At 66.2% G+C, this 17003-nt stretch carries 16 protein-coding genes; 12 read left to right on the top strand and 4 right to left on the bottom strand.

The window, feature by feature from the left end:
• Positions 1 to 30 precede the first annotated feature (30 nt).
• Positions 31 to 633, bottom strand: a complete 603-nt coding sequence (gene wrbA / locus WS89_RS07260; protein WP_012337108.1) for an NAD(P)H:quinone oxidoreductase — start codon at positions 631 to 633, stop codon at positions 31 to 33.
• A gap of 61 nt (positions 634 to 694) precedes the next feature.
• On the bottom strand, positions 695 to 1420 hold the full coding sequence (locus WS89_RS07255) for a pirin family protein (protein ID WP_059790207.1): 726 nt from the start codon (positions 1418 to 1420) through the stop codon (positions 695 to 697).
• 126 nt (positions 1421 to 1546) lie between these two features.
• Between WS89_RS07255 and WS89_RS07250 the strand changes: the two genes are divergently transcribed.
• Both WS89_RS07250 and WS89_RS07245 read left to right on the top strand, forming a co-directional pair.
• A complete protein-coding gene (locus WS89_RS07250; protein WP_059790297.1) occupies positions 1547 to 2464 on the top strand; it encodes a LysR family transcriptional regulator in 918 nt (305 codons plus the stop codon).
• A gap of 93 nt (positions 2465 to 2557) precedes the next feature.
• Positions 2558 to 3679, top strand: a complete 1122-nt coding sequence (locus WS89_RS07245) for a Fic family protein (protein WP_179949854.1) — start codon at positions 2558 to 2560, stop codon at positions 3677 to 3679.
• Between the two features lie 207 nt (positions 3680 to 3886).
• On the opposite strand, the gene WS89_RS07240 is transcribed toward WS89_RS07245, so the two are convergent.
• Positions 3887 to 4957 (bottom strand): LacI family DNA-binding transcriptional regulator, encoded by a 1071-nt coding sequence (locus tag WS89_RS07240; protein WP_059790205.1) that lies wholly within the window; start codon positions 4955 to 4957, stop codon positions 3887 to 3889.
• Between the two features lie 241 nt (positions 4958 to 5198).
• Here WS89_RS07240 and rbsK point away from each other — a divergent pair, with 241 nt between their 5' ends.
• From rbsK to WS89_RS07220, 4 genes are all read left to right on the top strand, one after another.
• A complete protein-coding gene (rbsK, locus tag WS89_RS07235) occupies positions 5199 to 6125 on the top strand; it encodes a ribokinase (protein WP_059498750.1) in 927 nt (308 codons plus the stop codon).
• A 59-nt stretch (positions 6126 to 6184) separates the two neighbouring features.
• Positions 6185 to 7504: an MFS transporter gene (locus WS89_RS07230; protein WP_059790203.1), complete on the top strand. Its 1320-nt coding sequence runs from the start codon at positions 6185 to 6187 to the stop codon at positions 7502 to 7504.
• Positions 7505 to 7547: 43 nt separating this feature from the next.
• On the top strand, positions 7548 to 8495 hold the full coding sequence (locus tag WS89_RS07225) for a dihydrodipicolinate synthase family protein (RefSeq protein ID WP_059790201.1): 948 nt from the start codon (positions 7548 to 7550) through the stop codon (positions 8493 to 8495).
• Positions 8496 to 8934: 439 nt separating this feature from the next.
• Positions 8935 to 9579 (top strand): hypothetical protein, encoded by a 645-nt coding sequence (locus WS89_RS07220; RefSeq protein WP_059498815.1) that lies wholly within the window; start codon positions 8935 to 8937, stop codon positions 9577 to 9579.
• Between the two features lie 124 nt (positions 9580 to 9703).
• On the opposite strand, the gene fliD is transcribed toward WS89_RS07220, so the two are convergent.
• The gene (fliD, locus tag WS89_RS07215) at positions 9704 to 11218 is read right to left on the bottom strand and encodes a flagellar filament capping protein FliD (protein WP_059790199.1); all 1515 of its coding nucleotides are present in this window, start codon (positions 11216 to 11218) and stop codon (positions 9704 to 9706) included.
• A gap of 943 nt (positions 11219 to 12161) precedes the next feature.
• Between fliD and WS89_RS07210 the strand changes: the two genes are divergently transcribed.
• The 6 genes from WS89_RS07210 to WS89_RS07185 all read left to right on the top strand — a co-directional run bounded on the left by WS89_RS07210 (position 12162) and on the right by WS89_RS07185 (position 16998).
• On the top strand, positions 12162 to 12575 hold the full coding sequence (locus WS89_RS07210) for a DoxX family protein (protein WP_059498746.1): 414 nt from the start codon (positions 12162 to 12164) through the stop codon (positions 12573 to 12575).
• Positions 12576 to 12874: 299 nt separating this feature from the next.
• Entirely contained in the window at positions 12875 to 13834 is a 960-nt protein-coding gene (locus WS89_RS07205) for a dTDP-4-dehydrorhamnose reductase family protein (RefSeq protein WP_059790197.1), read from the top strand.
• 98 nt (positions 13835 to 13932) lie between these two features.
• Positions 13933 to 14226 carry a hypothetical protein gene (locus WS89_RS07200; protein WP_059790195.1) on the top strand — a complete coding sequence of 98 codons (294 nt, stop codon included), beginning with the start codon at positions 13933 to 13935 and terminating at the stop codon, positions 14224 to 14226.
• Between the two features lie 337 nt (positions 14227 to 14563).
• On the top strand, positions 14564 to 15424 hold the full coding sequence (locus tag WS89_RS07195) for a transporter substrate-binding domain-containing protein (RefSeq protein WP_050016577.1): 861 nt from the start codon (positions 14564 to 14566) through the stop codon (positions 15422 to 15424).
• 92 nt (positions 15425 to 15516) lie between these two features.
• The gene (locus WS89_RS07190) at positions 15517 to 16239 is read left to right on the top strand and encodes an ABC transporter permease (RefSeq protein WP_059790192.1); all 723 of its coding nucleotides are present in this window, start codon (positions 15517 to 15519) and stop codon (positions 16237 to 16239) included.
• Positions 16240 to 16251: 12 nt separating this feature from the next.
• Positions 16252 to 16998, top strand: a complete 747-nt coding sequence (locus WS89_RS07185; RefSeq protein WP_034208896.1) for an ABC transporter permease — start codon at positions 16252 to 16254, stop codon at positions 16996 to 16998.
• Positions 16999 to 17003: the final 5 nt, after the last annotated feature.

Genomic DNA, 17003 nt, shown 5'->3' with positions numbered 1-17003 from the left:
GCGGAACTGCGGGGCCGCGGAGCCGCCGCGTTACGACGCGAGCTTGCTCGCGAGTTCCGCCACGTGCTTGCCCTGGTAGCGCGCGATGTCGAGCTCGTTCGCGCTCGGCTGGCGGCTGCCGTCCGCGCCCGCGAGCGTGGTCGCGCCGTACGGCGTGCCGCCGGTGATTTCGTTCATGTTGACGAGCCCGCTGCACGCATACGGGACGCCCACGATCACCATCCCGTGATGCAGCAGCGTCGTGTGGAACGACGTGATCGTCGTTTCCTGGCCGCCGTGCTGGGTGCCGGTCGACGCGAACACGCTGCCGATCTTGCCGACGAGTGCGCCTTTCATCCACAGGCCGCCGGTCTGGTCGAGGAACGTGCGCATCTGGCCGGCCATGTTGCCGAAGCGGGTCGGCGTGCCGAAGATGATCGCATCGTAGTCGGCGAGTTCGTCCACCGTGGCGACCGGCGCGGCCTGGTCGACCTTCACGCCGATCGCGCGGGCCTGGTCGACGGGGATCGTTTCCGGCACGCGCTTGAGCGTGACCTCGACGCCGGGCACCGATTTCGCGCCCTCCACGATGTGCTGCGCCATCGTTTCGACGTGCCCGTAGGACGAGTAGTAAAGAACGAGAACCTTGGCCATGTTGCGAATCTCCGATTAAAGGGGCCCCGCGGTCAGCGGAGCCCGGTTTCCCGAACGGGCGTCACGCCCATTCGGCCGTCACTTCGACCGGACGCAGGTCGAACACCAGCACTTCGGCATCCTTGCCGTCCGCGATCGTCAGCGCCTGTTCGCCGCGGATGCGCGCGCCGTCGCCTTCGCCGAGCGTCACGCCGTTGACCGTCACGCTGCCGCGCGCCACATGCACGTAAGCAAAGCGGTTCGGATCGAGTTCCAGCGTAGTGCTTTCGTCGCCGTCGAACAGGCCCGCGTAAATCCGGGTGTCCTGCCGGATCTTCAGCGAACCGGCGTCGCCGTTCGGCGACACGACGAGGGCGAGCTTGCCGCGCTTGTCGTCGGCCGCGACATTCGTCTGCTGATAACGCGGCTCGGCACCCTTTTCGGCCGGCCCGACCCAGATCTGCAGGAAGTGGACCGGCGCGTCCGGCGAGTGGTTGAACTCGCTGTGGCGCACGCCCGTGCCCGCGCTCATCAGTTGCACGTCGCCCGGCACGATCACCGAACCGGTGCCCATCGAGTCCTTGTGTTCGAGCGCGCCTTCGAGCACGTACGACAGGATTTCCATGTCGCGGTGCGGGTGCGTGCCGAAGCCGCGGCCCGGGGCGACGCGGTCGTCGTTGATCACGAGCAGATCGGAGAAGCCGACTTGCTTCGGATCGTAGTAATTGGCGAACGAAAACGTATGACGGGAGCTGAGCCAGCCATGCTCCGCACGGCCACGTTGGTTTGCTGCACGGATGTTGATCATGATTTTTTCCTCAAGTCGCCGGACCTCGGAAGTGGGCCCGGCCGTTCGTTGAGATGAATCTTAGGTCAATCGATTTGACAAATAAATCGCTGTAGAGATAATGACTGTCGCTCTGGAGTGGACAATATGGAACTCAACGACCTGAGGATCTTCGTCGCGACCGTCGACGCAGGCAGCTTCACCGCGGCGGCCGACCAGTTGATGCTGTCCAAGCAGTTCGTCAGTCGGCGCACGATGGCGCTGGAGGCGTCGCTCGGCGTGCGGCTGCTGCATCGCAATACCCGCAATCTCGCGGTGACCGAATCGGGGCAGGAGTTTTATGTGCGCGCGCAGCGCATCCTCGCGGAGATCGCCGACGCCGAGCAGGCGATGTCGGTGCGCAGCACCGAGCTGCATGGCTCGCTGAAGATCAGCGCGCCGCTGTCGTTCGGGATCACGCACGTGTCGCCGCTGATCGCCGAATTCCTGTCCGCGCACCCGGCCGTGCGGCTGAACCTCGACCTGACCGACCGGCGCGTCGACCTGATCGGCGAGGGCTTCGACCTCGTGCTGCGGATCGGCTCGCTCGAGGACTCGACGCTGATCGCGCGACCGCTCGGCGCGTGGCGGATGATCGCGTGCGCGAGCCCTGCTTACCTGAAGCGGCATGGCGCGCCGCAGACGCCGACCGATCTGGCCGGCCATACGTGCGTGCTGTACGGGCGCGAGCGGCGGGTGGGCTGGGAATTTCGCGTCGACGGCGCGGCGCGCACGTTCGACGTGCAGGGACCGCTCGTCGCGAACAACGGCGAAGTGGTGCGCGACGCCGCGATCGCGGGGCTCGGTATCGCGCTGCTGCCGCACTTCATCGTCGGCGCGGCGCTCGACAGCGGTGCGCTCGTGCCGGTGCTCGACGCGTACGCGCCGCCGCCGATCATGCTCAATGCCGTGTTTCCGCAGCACCGGGAGGGGTTCGTCACGCTGCGCACGTTCATCGGGTTTCTCGCGGAGCGGCTCGGGCAGCCGGCGCCGACGGACGCGAGCGGGGCAGGCCGGGTACGGTAGCCGGCCGCTTTGCGGTGAATGAGGTGATTAATCTCCGCAGAATTTGCGGAGATTGTTGAGGCATGCGGCGTATCGGTGGATAATCTCCGCATCATGAGCGGAGATTACACCTTTATCTGGGAATCGGCCGACTGGCCGGCATGGCGCTTCGATCTTCCGACCCTCGCCACGCCGCTCGCCGACGTCAGCCGTGCGCAAGGCATGCTGGCCGGGCGATTGGCGGATCTCGGCCTGGCGTTGCGCGACGAAGCGAGCCTGGCCGCGCTGACCGATGACGTCGTCAAGACCAGCGCGATCGAAGGCGAGAACCTCAATGTCGCGTCGGTCCGGTCGTCGATTGCGCGCCGGCTCGGCGTCGACATCGGCGCGCTCGCGTCGGTCGATCGCCACGTCGAAGGCGTTGTCGACATGGTGCTGGATGCGACGACCCATGCGGCCGCACCGGTCACCGAAGCGCGGTTGTTCGGGTGGCATGCCGCCCTGTTCCCGACCGGCTATTCGGGGCTGTCGCGGATCACGGTCGGCGGGTGGCGCTCGGACGCGAGCGGGCCGATGCAGGTGGTCTCCGGGCCGATCGGCCGGCAGCACGTGCATTTCGAGGCGCCGCCGGCCACACGCCTGACGTACGAGATCGAGCGCTTTCTCGCGTGGTTCAACGCGCCGCCGGCCGAGCCCTTGCTGATCCGGGCCGGCCTGGCCCACCTGTGGTTCGTTACGCTGCACCCGTTCGACGACGGCAACGGTCGCATCGCGCGCGCGCTCGGCGATCTGGTTCTGGCACGCGCGGACCGAAGCCCGCAGCGTTTCTACAGCGTGTCCGCGCAGATCCAGCGCGAGCGCAACGCGTATTACGACGTGCTGGAACGTACGCAGCGCGGTTCGCTCGACGTCACGGAGTGGCTCGCGTGGTTTCTGAACACGCTGGGCCGGGCCATCGATCATGCGCACACGACACTCGATGCGGTGCTGATCAAGGCGCGCTTCTGGCAGCGATGCGCGGGCGTCGCGATGAACGAACGCCAGGTCAAGGTCATGAATCGCCTGCTCGACGGCTTCGAAGGGAAGCTGACGACCACCAAGTGGGCCGCCCTTGCGAAATGCTCGCAAGACACGGCGCTACGCGATATCACGGAGCTCGTCGAGCAGGGCATGTTGCGTCGCTCGGCGTCCGGCGGGCGGAGCACGAGTTACGAGCTGGTGCCGTTCGACGGCTGACGTCATTGCCGGCTCGTCTCGTCCCGCGCGCGAAGGCGCCGTGTGCATGTCCGATGCGGCGGATGCGATTGCGACACGCGTGGGGCAGGTCGCCGCGCGGCGCATCCGGCTCCGGTCGATGAAAGACGACGGGCCGACCAGGCGTGACGGCGCTCGGGCGATCGTGTTCATCGGGATCGTCGATGCAGTAAGCGGGGCGCTGGCCCGCTATTTCTTGCGCGTCGCGTGCGCCTGCGTCCGCGCGGGCGGCGCCGCCGATTCCCGTATGCGCAGCTCGGGCAGGACGGCATGGCCGGGCCCCGTGGCGCCGTTCTCGAGCGCGTCGAGCAACGCGCGCGCGGCCTGGCGGCCGATCGCGTCGGTGTCGACCCACATCGTCGTCAGCGACGGCCGGATCTCGCGCGCGAGCGCGACGTCGTCGAAGCCGGTGATCGACAGCTGCGCTGGCACGTCGATGCCGAGCGCCTGCGCTTCGAGCAACGCGCCGAGCGCGAGCGCGTCGTTGCCGCAGATCACGGCGGTCGGCCGCGTCGCCGCATCGCTGCCGACGATCGCGCGCAGGCTTACTCGCCCGAACGCGATCGTGGCCGCGCCTTCGTGCTGATGCACGGGGCGCACCGCGAGCCCGTGCGCGGCCAGCGTGTCGTGAATGCCGCGCAGCCGGGCCTGCACGCGGTCGTTGTCCGTCGACGGCTGCATGACGATCGCGAAATCGCGGTGGCCGAGGTCGAGCAGGTGCGTGGTGAGCCGGGCGAACGCCGCGCGGTTGTCGAAGCCGATGCAGCAATGCGGGCTGTCGTCGCGGTACGCATACGTGACGACGTACGGCACGCGATGCATCGCGAGGAGTTCGAACAATTCCGGCGGATACGCTTCGCCGACCAGCGACACGGCTTCCACGCCGCGCGACAGCATCGCGCGCACCTGCGCGAGCGCTTGCGCGGGGTCGTAGTTCGAGCAGCCGAGGAACAGCGTGATGCCGTGCTCGGCCATGACCGTCTGCATGCCGGCGACCTGCGACGCGAACACCTGGTCGTCGAGGGTCGGAATGATCGCGCCCGTGATGTGGGTGCGCGTGGATGCGAGTGCGCGGCCGGCCGCATTCGGGATCCAGTTCAGTGCGAGCGCCGCGTCGCGCACGCGCTTCTGCACGTCGGCCGACACCTTGCCGGGATCGTTGTACACGCGCGAGACGGTCGCGGTCGATACGCCGGCCAGTTTCGCGACGTCGCCGAGCACCGAGCGGCCGCTGCCGCGGCGTGCCCGAGGCGTGCTCATCGGCCGTCTCCGTGCGTGGCGGCCCCGTCGCTACCGTGTGCCGTCAAAAGCGTCATTGTTTACCCTCGATTCGTGATGGCCCCGCTTGCATTCTCGAGCGAGCCTGCGAGAATGTAAGCGCTATCTTGCTACCGCTTCTTATTATGTCAGACACCTGCTCGATCCGTATGGCGAAATTTTCCGAGACGACGACCTTTCCGGTCATTTTGTCGACCGAAAATGTAAGCGATTACATCAAGCAATGAACGGTCTCCGGTCACCGCGTATCGCCGTCGTCGGCAGCGTCAACATCGATCTCGTCACGCGCACGCCGCGCCTGCCGGTGCCGGGCGAGACGCTGCTCGGTACGACGTTCGAGACCGTTCACGGCGGCAAGGGCGCGAACCAGGCGGTCGCGGCCGCGCGCCTCGGCGCATCGGTCGCGATGATCGGCTGCGTCGGCGACGACGCGTTCGGTACGCGCCTGCACGGCGCGCTGGCGGCAGAGCGCATCGACGTGACGCACCTGCACCGGATCGGCGGCACGACGACCGGCGTCGCGACGATCACGGTCGACGACGGCGGCGCGAACAGCATCGTCGTCGTGCCCGGCGCGAATGCGTGCGTCGACGCCGACCGGATCGACGCGGCGCGTGACGCGATCGTCGGAGCCGCGCTGCTCGTGTGCCAGCTCGAAATACCGGTCGCCAGCGTGGCGCGCGCGATTGCCTGCGCCAGCGCGCACCACACGCCGGTGTTGCTCAATCCCGCACCCGCGCAGCCGCTCTTCGATGCGTTGTTGGCGCGGGTCGACTATCTCGTCGTCAACGAAACCGAGGCCGAGTCGCTGACCGGCATCGCCGTGGGCGACGATGCATCGGCCGCGCGCGCCGCCGATGCGCTGTGCGCGAAAGGCGTCGGCAACGTGCTGGTCACGCTCGGCGCGCGCGGCGTCTGCTGGCGCGGTAGCGCAGGAAGCGGCCGTCATCGTGCGATGGCGGTGGTGGCCGTCGATACGACCGCGGCCGGCGACACGTTCGTCGGCGGGTTCGCGGCCGCGCGGGCCGGCGGCGCGTCGATGGACGACGCGATCGGCTTCGGCCAGCGTGCGGCCGCGATCAGCGTCACGCGTCACGGCGCGCAGACGTCGATTCCGACGCTCGACGAAGTAAACCGTATGGATACCTGAATTCCGCACACGACGGAACGGCCGAACCCGGCCGAGACAGTGACATGGAGACAATCGACATGAACGACAACCAACCTGTTCCGCACGCGCCGCCACGGATTCGGCGCGGTCAACGCATCGCGCTCGCGCTGTTGATGGCGAGCGGGATCGTCAACTATCTCGATCGCGGCACGCTGGCCGTCGCGAGTTCGGCGATCCGCGGCGATCTCGGCCTGTCGCTCGCGCAGATGGGGCTGCTGCTGTCGGCATTCTCATGGAGCTATGCGCTGTGCCAGTTTCCGGTCGGCGGGCTGGTCGACCGCATCGGCCCGCGCCGGCTGCTCGGCATCGGGCTGATCGTCTGGTCGTTCGCGCAGGCGGCCGGCGGCATCGTGTCCACTTTCGGCTGGTTCATCGTCGCGCGCATCGTGCTCGGCATCGGCGAGGCGCCGCAATTCCCGTCGGCCGCGCGCGTGGTGAGCAACTGGTTTCCGCTGCGCGCGCGCGGCACGCCGACGGGCATTTTCAATGCCGCGTCGCCTCTCGGTACCGCGCTTGCGCCGCTGCTGCTGTCGGTGCTCGTTGCGTCGTTCCACTGGCGCTGGGCGTTCATCGTGACCGGGGCACTCGGCCTCGTCGTCGCCGTCGTGTGGTTCGCGCTGTATCGCGATCCGGTGCGCGCGCAACTGTCCGCCGTCGAGCGCGGTTACCTCGATGCCGATGCGCAAAGCGTCGTCGCGGCGCCGAAGCTGACCTTCGCCGACTGGCGCAGCCTGTTCTCGCACGGCACGACGTGGGGGATGCTGATCGGCTTCTTCGGATCCGTGTACCTGAACTGGGTCTACCTGACCTGGTTGCCCGGTTACCTGACGATGGAGCGGCACATGAGCCTGATCCGCACGGGGTTTGCCGCATCGGTGCCGTTCCTGTGCGGGTTTTTCGGTTCGCTGGCCGCCGGCTGGCTGTCGGATTTCGTCACGCGCCACAGCCGGTCGCCGGTCGTGAGCCGGCGCAATGCGGTGGTGGCCGCGATGCTCGGGATGGTCGCATTCACGATTCCGGCCGCGCTCGTGCAGAGCAATACGGTTGCGCTCGCATGCATTTCGGTGGTGATCTTTCTCGCCAACGCGGCGTCGGCGTGCTCGTGGGCGCTCGCGACGGCGGCCGCGCCGCCGAGCCGCATCGCGTCGCTCGGCGCGATCCAGAATTTCGGCGGCTTCATCGGCGGCGCGCTTGCCCCGATCCTGACCGGCGTCATTGCGCAGAAGTGGTCGTTCGTGCCCGCGCTGCTCACCGCGGCGGCGATCGCGTTCGCCGGCGCGATGGCCTACCTGCTGCTCGTGCGCAAGCCGATTCCCGAACAGGCCACGAACGCCGCACCCGGACCGTTGCCGGCGTAATCGTGCAGCCTGCATTCGCATTCACTGAAGGAAGGAGAAACCGATGCAACACTCGCAGCAATCGAACGTGACCGTCGAGGGGATCGTGCCGGTGATGCTGACGCCGTTCGACGACGCCGGCTCGATCGACTACGCGGGGCTCGAGCGGCTCATCGAATGGTATCTGGCGCACGGCTCGGATGCGTTGTTCGCGGTCGCGCAATCGAGCGAGATGCAATTCCTGAGCCTGGCCGAACGCGCGGAACTCGCGCGCTTCGTGGTCGAGCGGGTGGCCGGGCGCGTACCGGTCGTCGCGTCGGGCCATATCAGCGACGATATCGACGCGCAGGTCGTCGAACTGTGCGCGGCGGCCGAATCGGGCGCGCAGGGCGTCGTGCTCGTGACCAATCGTCTCGATCCGCAACGCAAGGGCAGCGCCGCGTTGCTCGATCATCTTCACAGGCTGCTCGCGCGACTGCCGTCGGATCTCCCGCTCGGCCTGTACGAATGCCCGGCGCCTTACCGGCGGCTTCTGTCGGATGACGAGCTGCGCGCGTGCATCGACACCGGCCGGTTCGTGATGCTCAAGGATGTGAGTTGCGATCTCGCCACGGTGAGGCGGCGCGTCGCGCTTGCCGCGGGGTCGCCGCTGAAGATCCTGAACGCGAACGCCGCGATTGCGTGGGATGCGATGAAGGCCGGGTCCGCCGGTTTCAACGGCGTGTTCACGAACTTCCATCCCGATCTCTATCGGTGGCTGCGTACGCGAGGCGAGTCGAATCCGGCGCTCGCCGACGAACTGTCGACGTTCCTGGTCGTCTCGGCGGTATCGGAGGCGCTGGGCTACCCGGCGCTCGCGAAGCTCTATCACCAGCGGATCGGCACGTTCGGATCGATCAAATGCCGTGCGATCGACTACGACGTGCGCGAACGCTTCTGGGCGCTCGACGCGGTGCTCGACAAGATCGTGGCCGGCACCGAACATTTCCGCCGGCGGATCGCTGCGTCGTGACGGAGGACGCGCGCCGCGCCGCGCCGGCAGCGCGGTGCGGCGCGTGATCGCATCGCGTGCCGTGCGTGCGGCCGGCTCGCCGATTGCCTGCTGAAACGATCCACGTTGCGCGATGCATGCGATTGCGGCGAAATTGTCGCAGCTCCTGATCCGTCGATGGCGGCACCACGTGCCGCCGCGCTCTCCGGCCATCACTCGGCGGCCATTCGCTACGTCACGAACTCTAACCGCCCGCGATTCGCGAGCGCGGTGCCGACGCTCGTCCGACCATCCTGCCGCGCGTCGCATTGACGATGTCTGACGGACCGTCGACATGTTCTCGCATACGGCGAGAAAAGCGCACAAATCTGCGCAATTCCGCGGTCATTCGTCATAGCGGTTCGTAATACCATGCCGCGGAGTGATCTTTACCGACGAACCGCTGAAGCCGCATTCGCCCATGCAACACGTGACGACAAGCCAGCCGCCGATCCTGGCGGCGCCGGTTGATGCCATGCTGCACGCCGTGATCGACGAGGTCGTCCATCGGAGCGTGTCGGAGGCGACGACGCGCAGCGGCTACATGCGCTGCGCCGACTATGCGATCGTCGGCGCGCAGGTGCTGACGCTGCTGACCGGGAAACCTTATCGGCCGTTCGCGGGCGGCGAGGTGATGGACTTCGGCGGCGGCAACTTGTATGCGCTGTGCACGACGCGCGCGCGGCGCCGCACCGCGCGGCATCTGTCGCAGCTCGCGCGGTATCACTGCTGGGTCGAGGCGCGCCACGACGACGTGGGCGGGCGCACGCGCAAGGAGATCGTCGACTTCACGCTGCGCCACGACGAGACCGTTGCGAACCAGCTGGGCATGCCGTTCACCCGTGCCTACCAGGCTTATTTCTGGGGCTGGGAAGACGAGCACACGGTGCCTGCCGAGTTGCACGACCATCCGGTATTCGCAAAGCGGGGCCCGGTGTGGCGCTGGGCCGAGCGCGAATGCACGTCGCTGCTGCGCGCGTACGAGCACGAACGCCCCGGCTATTTCGGGCGTCAGGTATCGCGTGCAATCGATTTGTTCGCCGACCGCGTCGAAGGTCTCGGCTGACGCGTGCCTGTTTCAAGGACGGCTGCGGGCCGGTTGCCGGCCGCGACGATGCGAAGCCGGCGGGCGCTGGCGCGCTGCCGGGCATGAACGATGTCGCCCGAGCCACGCGCACCGCGCGACCCGCTCACTTCCTGGACAGCGTGCCGCTACTGTTCGCACCGCCAAACAATCGCGTCAGGTATTGCGAATGGGTGTTCATCCGGGTCATCAGGGTGTTGAGTGCGGTGAACTGCGCCTGATACTGCCTGGTCAGTTGCACGGCATAGTCGGACAGATCCGACTGCTGTTGCGCGACACGTTTCAGATCGGCGCTCAGTGCGGTCGTGCGCACGTCGATCATCCCGTTCTTCTTCGTGAACTGCGTGACCTGCTCGGCCAGGCGCGTGCCGATCCCGTTCTCCGGATTGAACAGGCGCGCGACCCCGGACGGGTTGGCGGACAGCGCGCTGTCGAGCTTCGCGCCGTCGACGTTCAGCGTGCCGTCTCGCTCGAGCTTGATGCCGATCGACAACAGGTTCGCGTGTCCGTTGCCCTTCTCGGGGGCGCCGCCGCTGTCCACCCCGCGCGCGACGATCGACGCCAGCGCGTTGCGGATCGTGTTCAGCGTCGAATCGCCGATCAGCGCGCCCTGCGAGCTTGCGCCTGGCGTGTAGCTCGACAGCGCGCCCATCGTCTTGACGACCGTGTTGTACAGACTCACGAAATTCGCGATCGTCGCGGCCTGCGACTTCGTGTCGGCGCTGATCGTCAGCGTCTGCGTATCGGTTGCGCCGACCGCGGCCGCCGACAGGTTCAGCGTGATGCCGGTCAGCACGCCCGACACGGCGTTGCTCGCGCTGGTCGATGCGATCCCGTTGAGCGTGAACTTCGCGTCCTGCGCGACGGCGCTCTGCCGCCAGGCGGCCGCGCCGTTCGCCGAATCGATCGTCGATGCGCCGCCGGACGGGGCGACCGTCGACGTGACGCCGAGATTCGACAGGCCGCTGTCGTTGGACACGTTGCCGACCGCGACGCTGATCGCGTTCGCTGCGCCCGTCTTCGACGACGCGAGCACGAGGTGCGCACCGTCCGTGCCGTTGATGACCGTCGCACCGATTCCCGGGTTGCCGGCCGCGCCGTTGATTGCCGCCGCGATGCCTGCCAGCGTGTTGTTGGCGCTGCCGATTTCGACCTTGAACGACTGGCTGCCGAGCGACAGCGTCAGCGTGCCGGTGCCGAGCGCCTTGCTGCCGTTGAAGCCGGCGGACGACAGCGCCTGCGCGGTCGCGATCTGCGTGACGCCGACGGTGTAGGTGCCGGCGACCGCGCCCGCGCCGGCCGTCGCGGTCAGGCCCTTGCCGCTCGCGACGGCGTTGAACGTCGACTGCAGTGCGCCATTCTTCAGCGGCGTCAGGCCTGCCTCCAGCGCGCCGAGTGCCGACGACAACGCGCCGAATGCGGAGATCCGCGTGTTGCCGGTCGTTTGCGAAGCGGCAAGCGCCGCGGCGCGCCCGGCCGTCTTCGCGTTCACGAGCGTCTTGACGAGCGAGCCGACGTCCATCGCCGGATTGCCGGTCGAGCCGTTGATGATCGATTGCGCCGCCTGTTGCATCAGGCTGTTCGCGTTCGCGCCGCTGTTGACGGGCGTGTTCGTTGGCATGGGTGAACTCCGGTTGAAAGACGATTCAGTGGCGAACGGCGGTCGAGCCGGCCCGCGGCAATTGGGGTGGTCGCGTGGCGATTCGCGTGCATGCCGCTTTCTCGTATGGCGCGGGGCGTGGATCGCGGAAGTGTCGGGAAAACGGACGAACGAATCGGTGCGCTATCGTATTCTTAAATCGGTATTGGTTAGTAATTTGTTGTAGTGATTCCTGGGGAAAGCGTGGTTGGGTGATGGAAATGTGTGATGTTTCCTATTCGCGCATGATATTTGTTGTATTTGTTAAAGGATTTTCGGTAGAGCGAAAAGTGCGGAAGCGTAAAGATTCGATGACATGCCTTTCGTTGATTTCTCTAAATGACAGGCGGATGGGCAGCGTGAAGACGGACGCGTTTCGATCGAAAAGTCCATTTCGACGCCATGTTCATGACTCGAAAAATGATACTGAGTGGCGCGGATAAAGAGGGTGAGTAACCAGAAAGATTGTATCGGGGCGTTACGTGCTGATGGGTGCTGGTGAGTAAATGGCGCAATGTGCCAATTCGATGATGCGTTTTGATTCGATTCAAAAATATCAACTGATTCCCGTAACGTAAAGAAACGAACACCTTTCGCGTTGCCGAAACAGGGAGGCCGGTGGCTTGCATGGCCGCCCAGGCGTCGGATAAGGGATCGGCGTTCCTTGATTGTCAACTAATTTGAGACGGCGAATCATATTTAGACGGATTGATGATTTGTGGCAGGACAGTAGACTGCACCCGTGCTTCGCCAGAACCGATCCGGAGCTCGCCGCCACTCGCGGCGTGACCGGACGGATGCTTCGGCGGCAGGCCACGTGGCTTGCCGTCCGATTGCGCGAAGAGTGGTCCGTGCCGGCATGGCGTGCCGATTGGGCGCGCCGCGGCACCGGATGCATCAAACCGTCAATTCAAGGGTGATTGCTATGCGTTACGTTTCGCTGGAGTCGAAGAAGGACGAGCTGCTGCTGGCGGCTCGCGTACTGATGATGATTCTGTTCGTGCTGTTCGGCTGGCAGAAGCTGAACGGTTTCTCGGGCACGGTCGCGTATATGGCGTCGACGGGGAACCCGGCGCCCGAGCTGGCGGCCGCGATCGCGGTGGCGGTCGAACTGGTGGGCGGCGTGCTGATCGCGATCGGCTTCTATACGCGTCCGCTCGCACTGGTGTTCGCCGCCTATACGCTCGCGACCGCGCTGATCGGCCATCGCTACTGGGCGCTGCAGGGGATGGAGCAGTACATGGCGATGATCAACTTCTACAAGAACGTGAGCATCATCGGCGGGCTGTTGTTGCTCGCGTTGATCGGGCCGGGGCGGTATTCCGTTGACCGGAAGTAACGCGGGACGGCGTTTCCGTTCGGTATCGGGAGCCCGGTGCGCGCACGCGTGCCGGGTTTTGTTTTTTGCGGGTGCCGGTGCGTGTGCCGAAGCACGGTGCGCGACGCACCCGTTCGCGGCCGGAATCCGCGTCGCGGATCACGCACTGCGCGAAACCGTCGGTCGGCGCGAAATGGACGACGAACGGGGCGAAGAACGGGGCGAAGAACGGAGGTCGATCCGGTTCCCGACCGGATGCGAGCCGTTCATGTCATCCAATAGGGCCGATAATCCAGACGTTTCCGTGATTCATCGCCACCATGTCAAACCAATCCCCGGTACGCAAAACCATCCTCCTCATCGGCGCCTCCGGCCTGCTGGGCCGCGCGGTCGCCGCGTCTTTGTTCCGCGAACCGTCGCTGACGCTGCTCGCCACCATCCGGAACCCGCAAACCGCCGGCGCGAAGCTGCTCGCATTGCCATCCGCAAACATCGCCGAACTCGATGTTCTCGACCAGCCGTCGCTCGAACGCGTTTTTGAAATCCACCGGCCCGCAGTGGTGATTCTCTGCGCCGCCGAACGCCGCCCCGACGTCTGCGAACGCGACCCGGCCGCGGCCCGCGCAATCAACGTCACCGCACCGGCCCGCATCGGTGCGCTCGCCGCGCGATATGGCGCATGGACGCTCGGCATCTCGACCGACTACGTCTTCGACGGCCGGGCCGCCCCCTACGGCGAAGACGCCATCCCGAATCCGCTGAACATCTACGGCCGCACCAAGCTGGAGGGCGAGGCCGCGCTCCTCGCCGCGTCGCCACTGTCGTGCGTGCTGCGCCTGCCGTTGCTCTTCGGCCCGATCGCCGACTGGAGCGAATCGGCCGTCACGAGCCTCGTGCCGGCCGTCGTCGCGTCGGCGCGACCGGGCGCCCATGCGGTCGGCATGGACGCCTGGGCGATTCGTTACCCGACCTATACGCCCGACGTCGCGCAGGTCATCCGCGACCTGACGCTGCGTCATCTCGCGGGTGAAACCGTCACGGGCATTCGACACTGGTCGAGCGAGGAGCCGATGACGAAGTACGAGATCGCGCAGCGCATCGCCGGCGCGCTCGGCATCGCCGCGTCGCTCGTGCCGATCGATCAGCCGACCGACGCGACGCCGCGCCCGTACGACTGCCATCTGGACGCCGCGCGCGTACGCGCGCTCGGGATCGACTACGCGACGCCGTTCGATACTGCGCTGCGAACCGTGCTGCGCGATGCGCCGCAGTCGCCGTAGGATCGACACCGTGCGCGGCTCGCGGCGTCTCGCCGAGATCGACGTGCCCGTTCGCCGAGGATCGTACAGCCGCTTGCCGCCCGCTCGGGAGCCAGGCCATGCTCGACAGCGCCGCGCGCTTCGTGCTGCAGGCGGGCGCCGTCGCGCGCGGCGATGTCGCGGCGTTCGTGACGCAAGCCGCGCCGGCGCGGCGGAAGTCCATCGAGATCACGGAGCCGGTCGTCGCGCGCTCGATGCATTTTCGATTCTCGCAGCCGTTCACGAGGCTCGAAGTGATTGCGAAGGCGGCACCGAGATCGCCCGCCACGGCGACGACGCGATCGTCACGCCTCACGACGACTGCACGATCGTGCAGTTGTCGATGCGCCACCTCGACGAGAACGTCGCGATGAGGCGGCTTGGGGGGATGCAGCCATCCGTCCCGGACGAACCGGCGGACATCGACGCGTGCGTGAAACGCAAACGACATGACCCACCTGGCGATCGAATTCCGAATTTGTCTAGTCATCTTTGAAATTTGGCCTGCCGAATTGCACCAAACATGTGCTGAAATTCCCTGCAACGATGCACGTCAGAACCCTTTAATTAGGGGATTTCCCGCGTTTTCCGTGTTTTTATTGATCGCTGCTTGTCTCGCTGTTTTTCTTCTTGCATGCTTGTATAGACAAATTCCTGAGGCGGCTTGCTGGCACCGAAGGGATGGCGAACTTCAACGCAAGGAGAAACCTCGTGAACGGCAAGCGCATCAAATGGGCAATCAGGACGATCGGCGTCATCGCGGCTGCGGCGGCAACGCTTGCCGCACCGGTGCAGGCAAAGGAATGGAAGACGGTGACGGTCGCGCTAGAAGGTGGCTACGCGCCGTGGAATCTCACGCTGCCGGGCGGCAAGCTGGGCGGTTTCGAACCGGAACTGCTCGCCAACGTGTGCGAGCGCATCAAGGTGCAGTGCAACATGGTCGCGCAGGACTGGGACGGGATGATTCCCGGCTTGCAGGCCGGCAAGTTCGATATCCTGATGGATGCGATTTCCATCACGCCGGAGCGAGAAAAGATTCTGCTCTTCTCGCGACCGTATGCGGCGACGCCGGCGACGTTCGCCGTCACCGATACGAAGATCCTGCCGAAGGCGGCGCCCGGCGCGCCGATCGTCAAGCTGACGGGTGACGCCAACGCGGACAAGCCCACCGTCGACACGCTGCGCAAGCAATTGAAGGGCAAGACGATCGGTATCCAGTCGGGCACCGTCTATACGAAATTCATCAACGACAGCTTCAAGGACATCGCGTCGATTCGCGTGTACAAGACGTCGCCGGAACGCGATCTCGATCTGGTCGCCGGGCGCATCGATGCGTCGTTCGACGACGTCACGTACTACGCGGCGAACAACGCGAAGAAGGACAACGCATCGATCGTGCTCGCGGGGCCGAAGCTCGGCGGCCCGATCTGGGGGCCGGGCGAGGGGCTCGCGTTCCGCAAGCAGGATGCCGACCTGAAGACCAAATTCGATACGGCGATCGCCGCGGCGCTTGCGGACGGCACGGTGAAGAAGCTCGCCGACAAGTGGTTCAAGACCGACGTCACGCCGTAAGCGCGCGTTCGGCCGCCGCCGCGTAAGTTCGTCGAACGACGCGCGGCGGCACGCATCCAGCGGTTTCACTCAACGCATGCCGGGAGGCACGCATGGCGATTCTTGAAATGCTCGGCTTCGGTACTGAAGGCTGGGGTGGCGTGCTGCTGCTCGCCGCGCTGATGACGGTCGCGCTGACGCTTGCCGCGCTCGCGGTCGGCGCGGTGATCGGTGCCGCGATCGCGGCCGCGAAGCTGTCGCGCTATCGCACCGCCCGCCTGCTCGGCGATCTGTATACGACGGTATTTCGCGGCGTGCCCGAACTGCTCGTCATCTATCTGTTCTACTTCGGCGGCTCGACGCTCGTGACGACCGTCGGCCAATGGTTCGGCGCGGAAGGGTTCATCGGCGTGCCGCCGTTCGTGATCGGCGCGCTCGCGGTCGGGATGATCTCGGGCGCCTATCAGGCCGAGGTCTATCGCGCGGCGGTGCTCGCCGTATCGAAAGGCGAGCTCGAAGCGGCACGCTCGATCGGCATGCCGCGCGCGATGGTGTTGCGGCGCATCCTGGTTCCGCAAGTGCTGCGCTTCGCGCTGCCCGGTATCGGCAACGTGTGGCAACTGAGCCTGAAGGACTCCGCACTGATCTCGGTCACCGGTCTTGCCGAGCTGCTCCGCACGAGCCAGATCGCCGCCAGTTCGACGCACCAGTACTTCGTATTCTTCGTCGCGGGCGGTGCGTTGTATCTGCTGATGACGGGCTTGTCGAACCGCGTGTTCAACCGGGCGGAAGCGATCGTCGGCCGGTCGTTCCGCCGCAATTTCGCGCGCAACTGACGGAGAACGGGCATGTCCATCGATTTCGATTTTCTCGTCGATACGCTGCGCCAGCTGCTCGCGGCCGTGCCGACCACGCTCGGCCTGTTCTTCGCCTCGCTCGTGCTCGGCGGCCTCCTGTCGCTCGTGATCGTCACGATGCGCGTGTCGCCGCACTGGCTGCCGAACCGCTTCGCGCGCGCCTACATCCTCGTGTTTCGCGGCTCGCCGCTGCTGATCCAGATGTTCCTCGTGTATTACGGGCTCGGCCAGTTCGGCGTGATCCGCGAGAGCTTCATGTGGCCGGTGCTGCGCGAGCCGTACGTATGCGCGGTGCTGTCGCTTGCGCTGTGTACCGCCGGCTACACGGCCGAAATCCTGCGCGGCGGGTTGATGGCCGTACCGGTCGGGCAGATCGAGGCCGGGTATTCCATCGGCCTGTCGGGCTTCTCGCTGCTGCGGCGCGTGATTGGCCCGATCGCGCTGCGCCAGTGCCTGCCGGCGTACTCGACCGAGGCCGTGCTGCTCGTCAAGTCGACCGCGCTCGCGAGCCTCGTCACGGTGTGGGAGGTGACGGGCGTGGCGCAGCAGATCATTCAGCAAACCTATCGGACGACCGAGGTGTTCGTCTGCGCGGCCATCATCTATCTGTGCCTGAACTTCATCGTCGTGCGCCTGCTCGGCGCGCTCGAATGGCGACTCTCCGCGCACCTGCGTGCGCCGAAGCCGTCCGGTGCGCCCGCCGCGGCGACGCCCAATCCCCGGCGCGCCGCATCCTGAGCGTC

The organism is Burkholderia sp. MSMB1072 (assembly GCF_001524725.1).
Classification (GTDB): Bacteria; Pseudomonadota; Gammaproteobacteria; order Burkholderiales; family Burkholderiaceae; genus Burkholderia.
The sequence above is the reverse complement of the archived record's forward strand: the minus strand, read 5'-3'. Positions and strand labels throughout refer to the sequence as shown.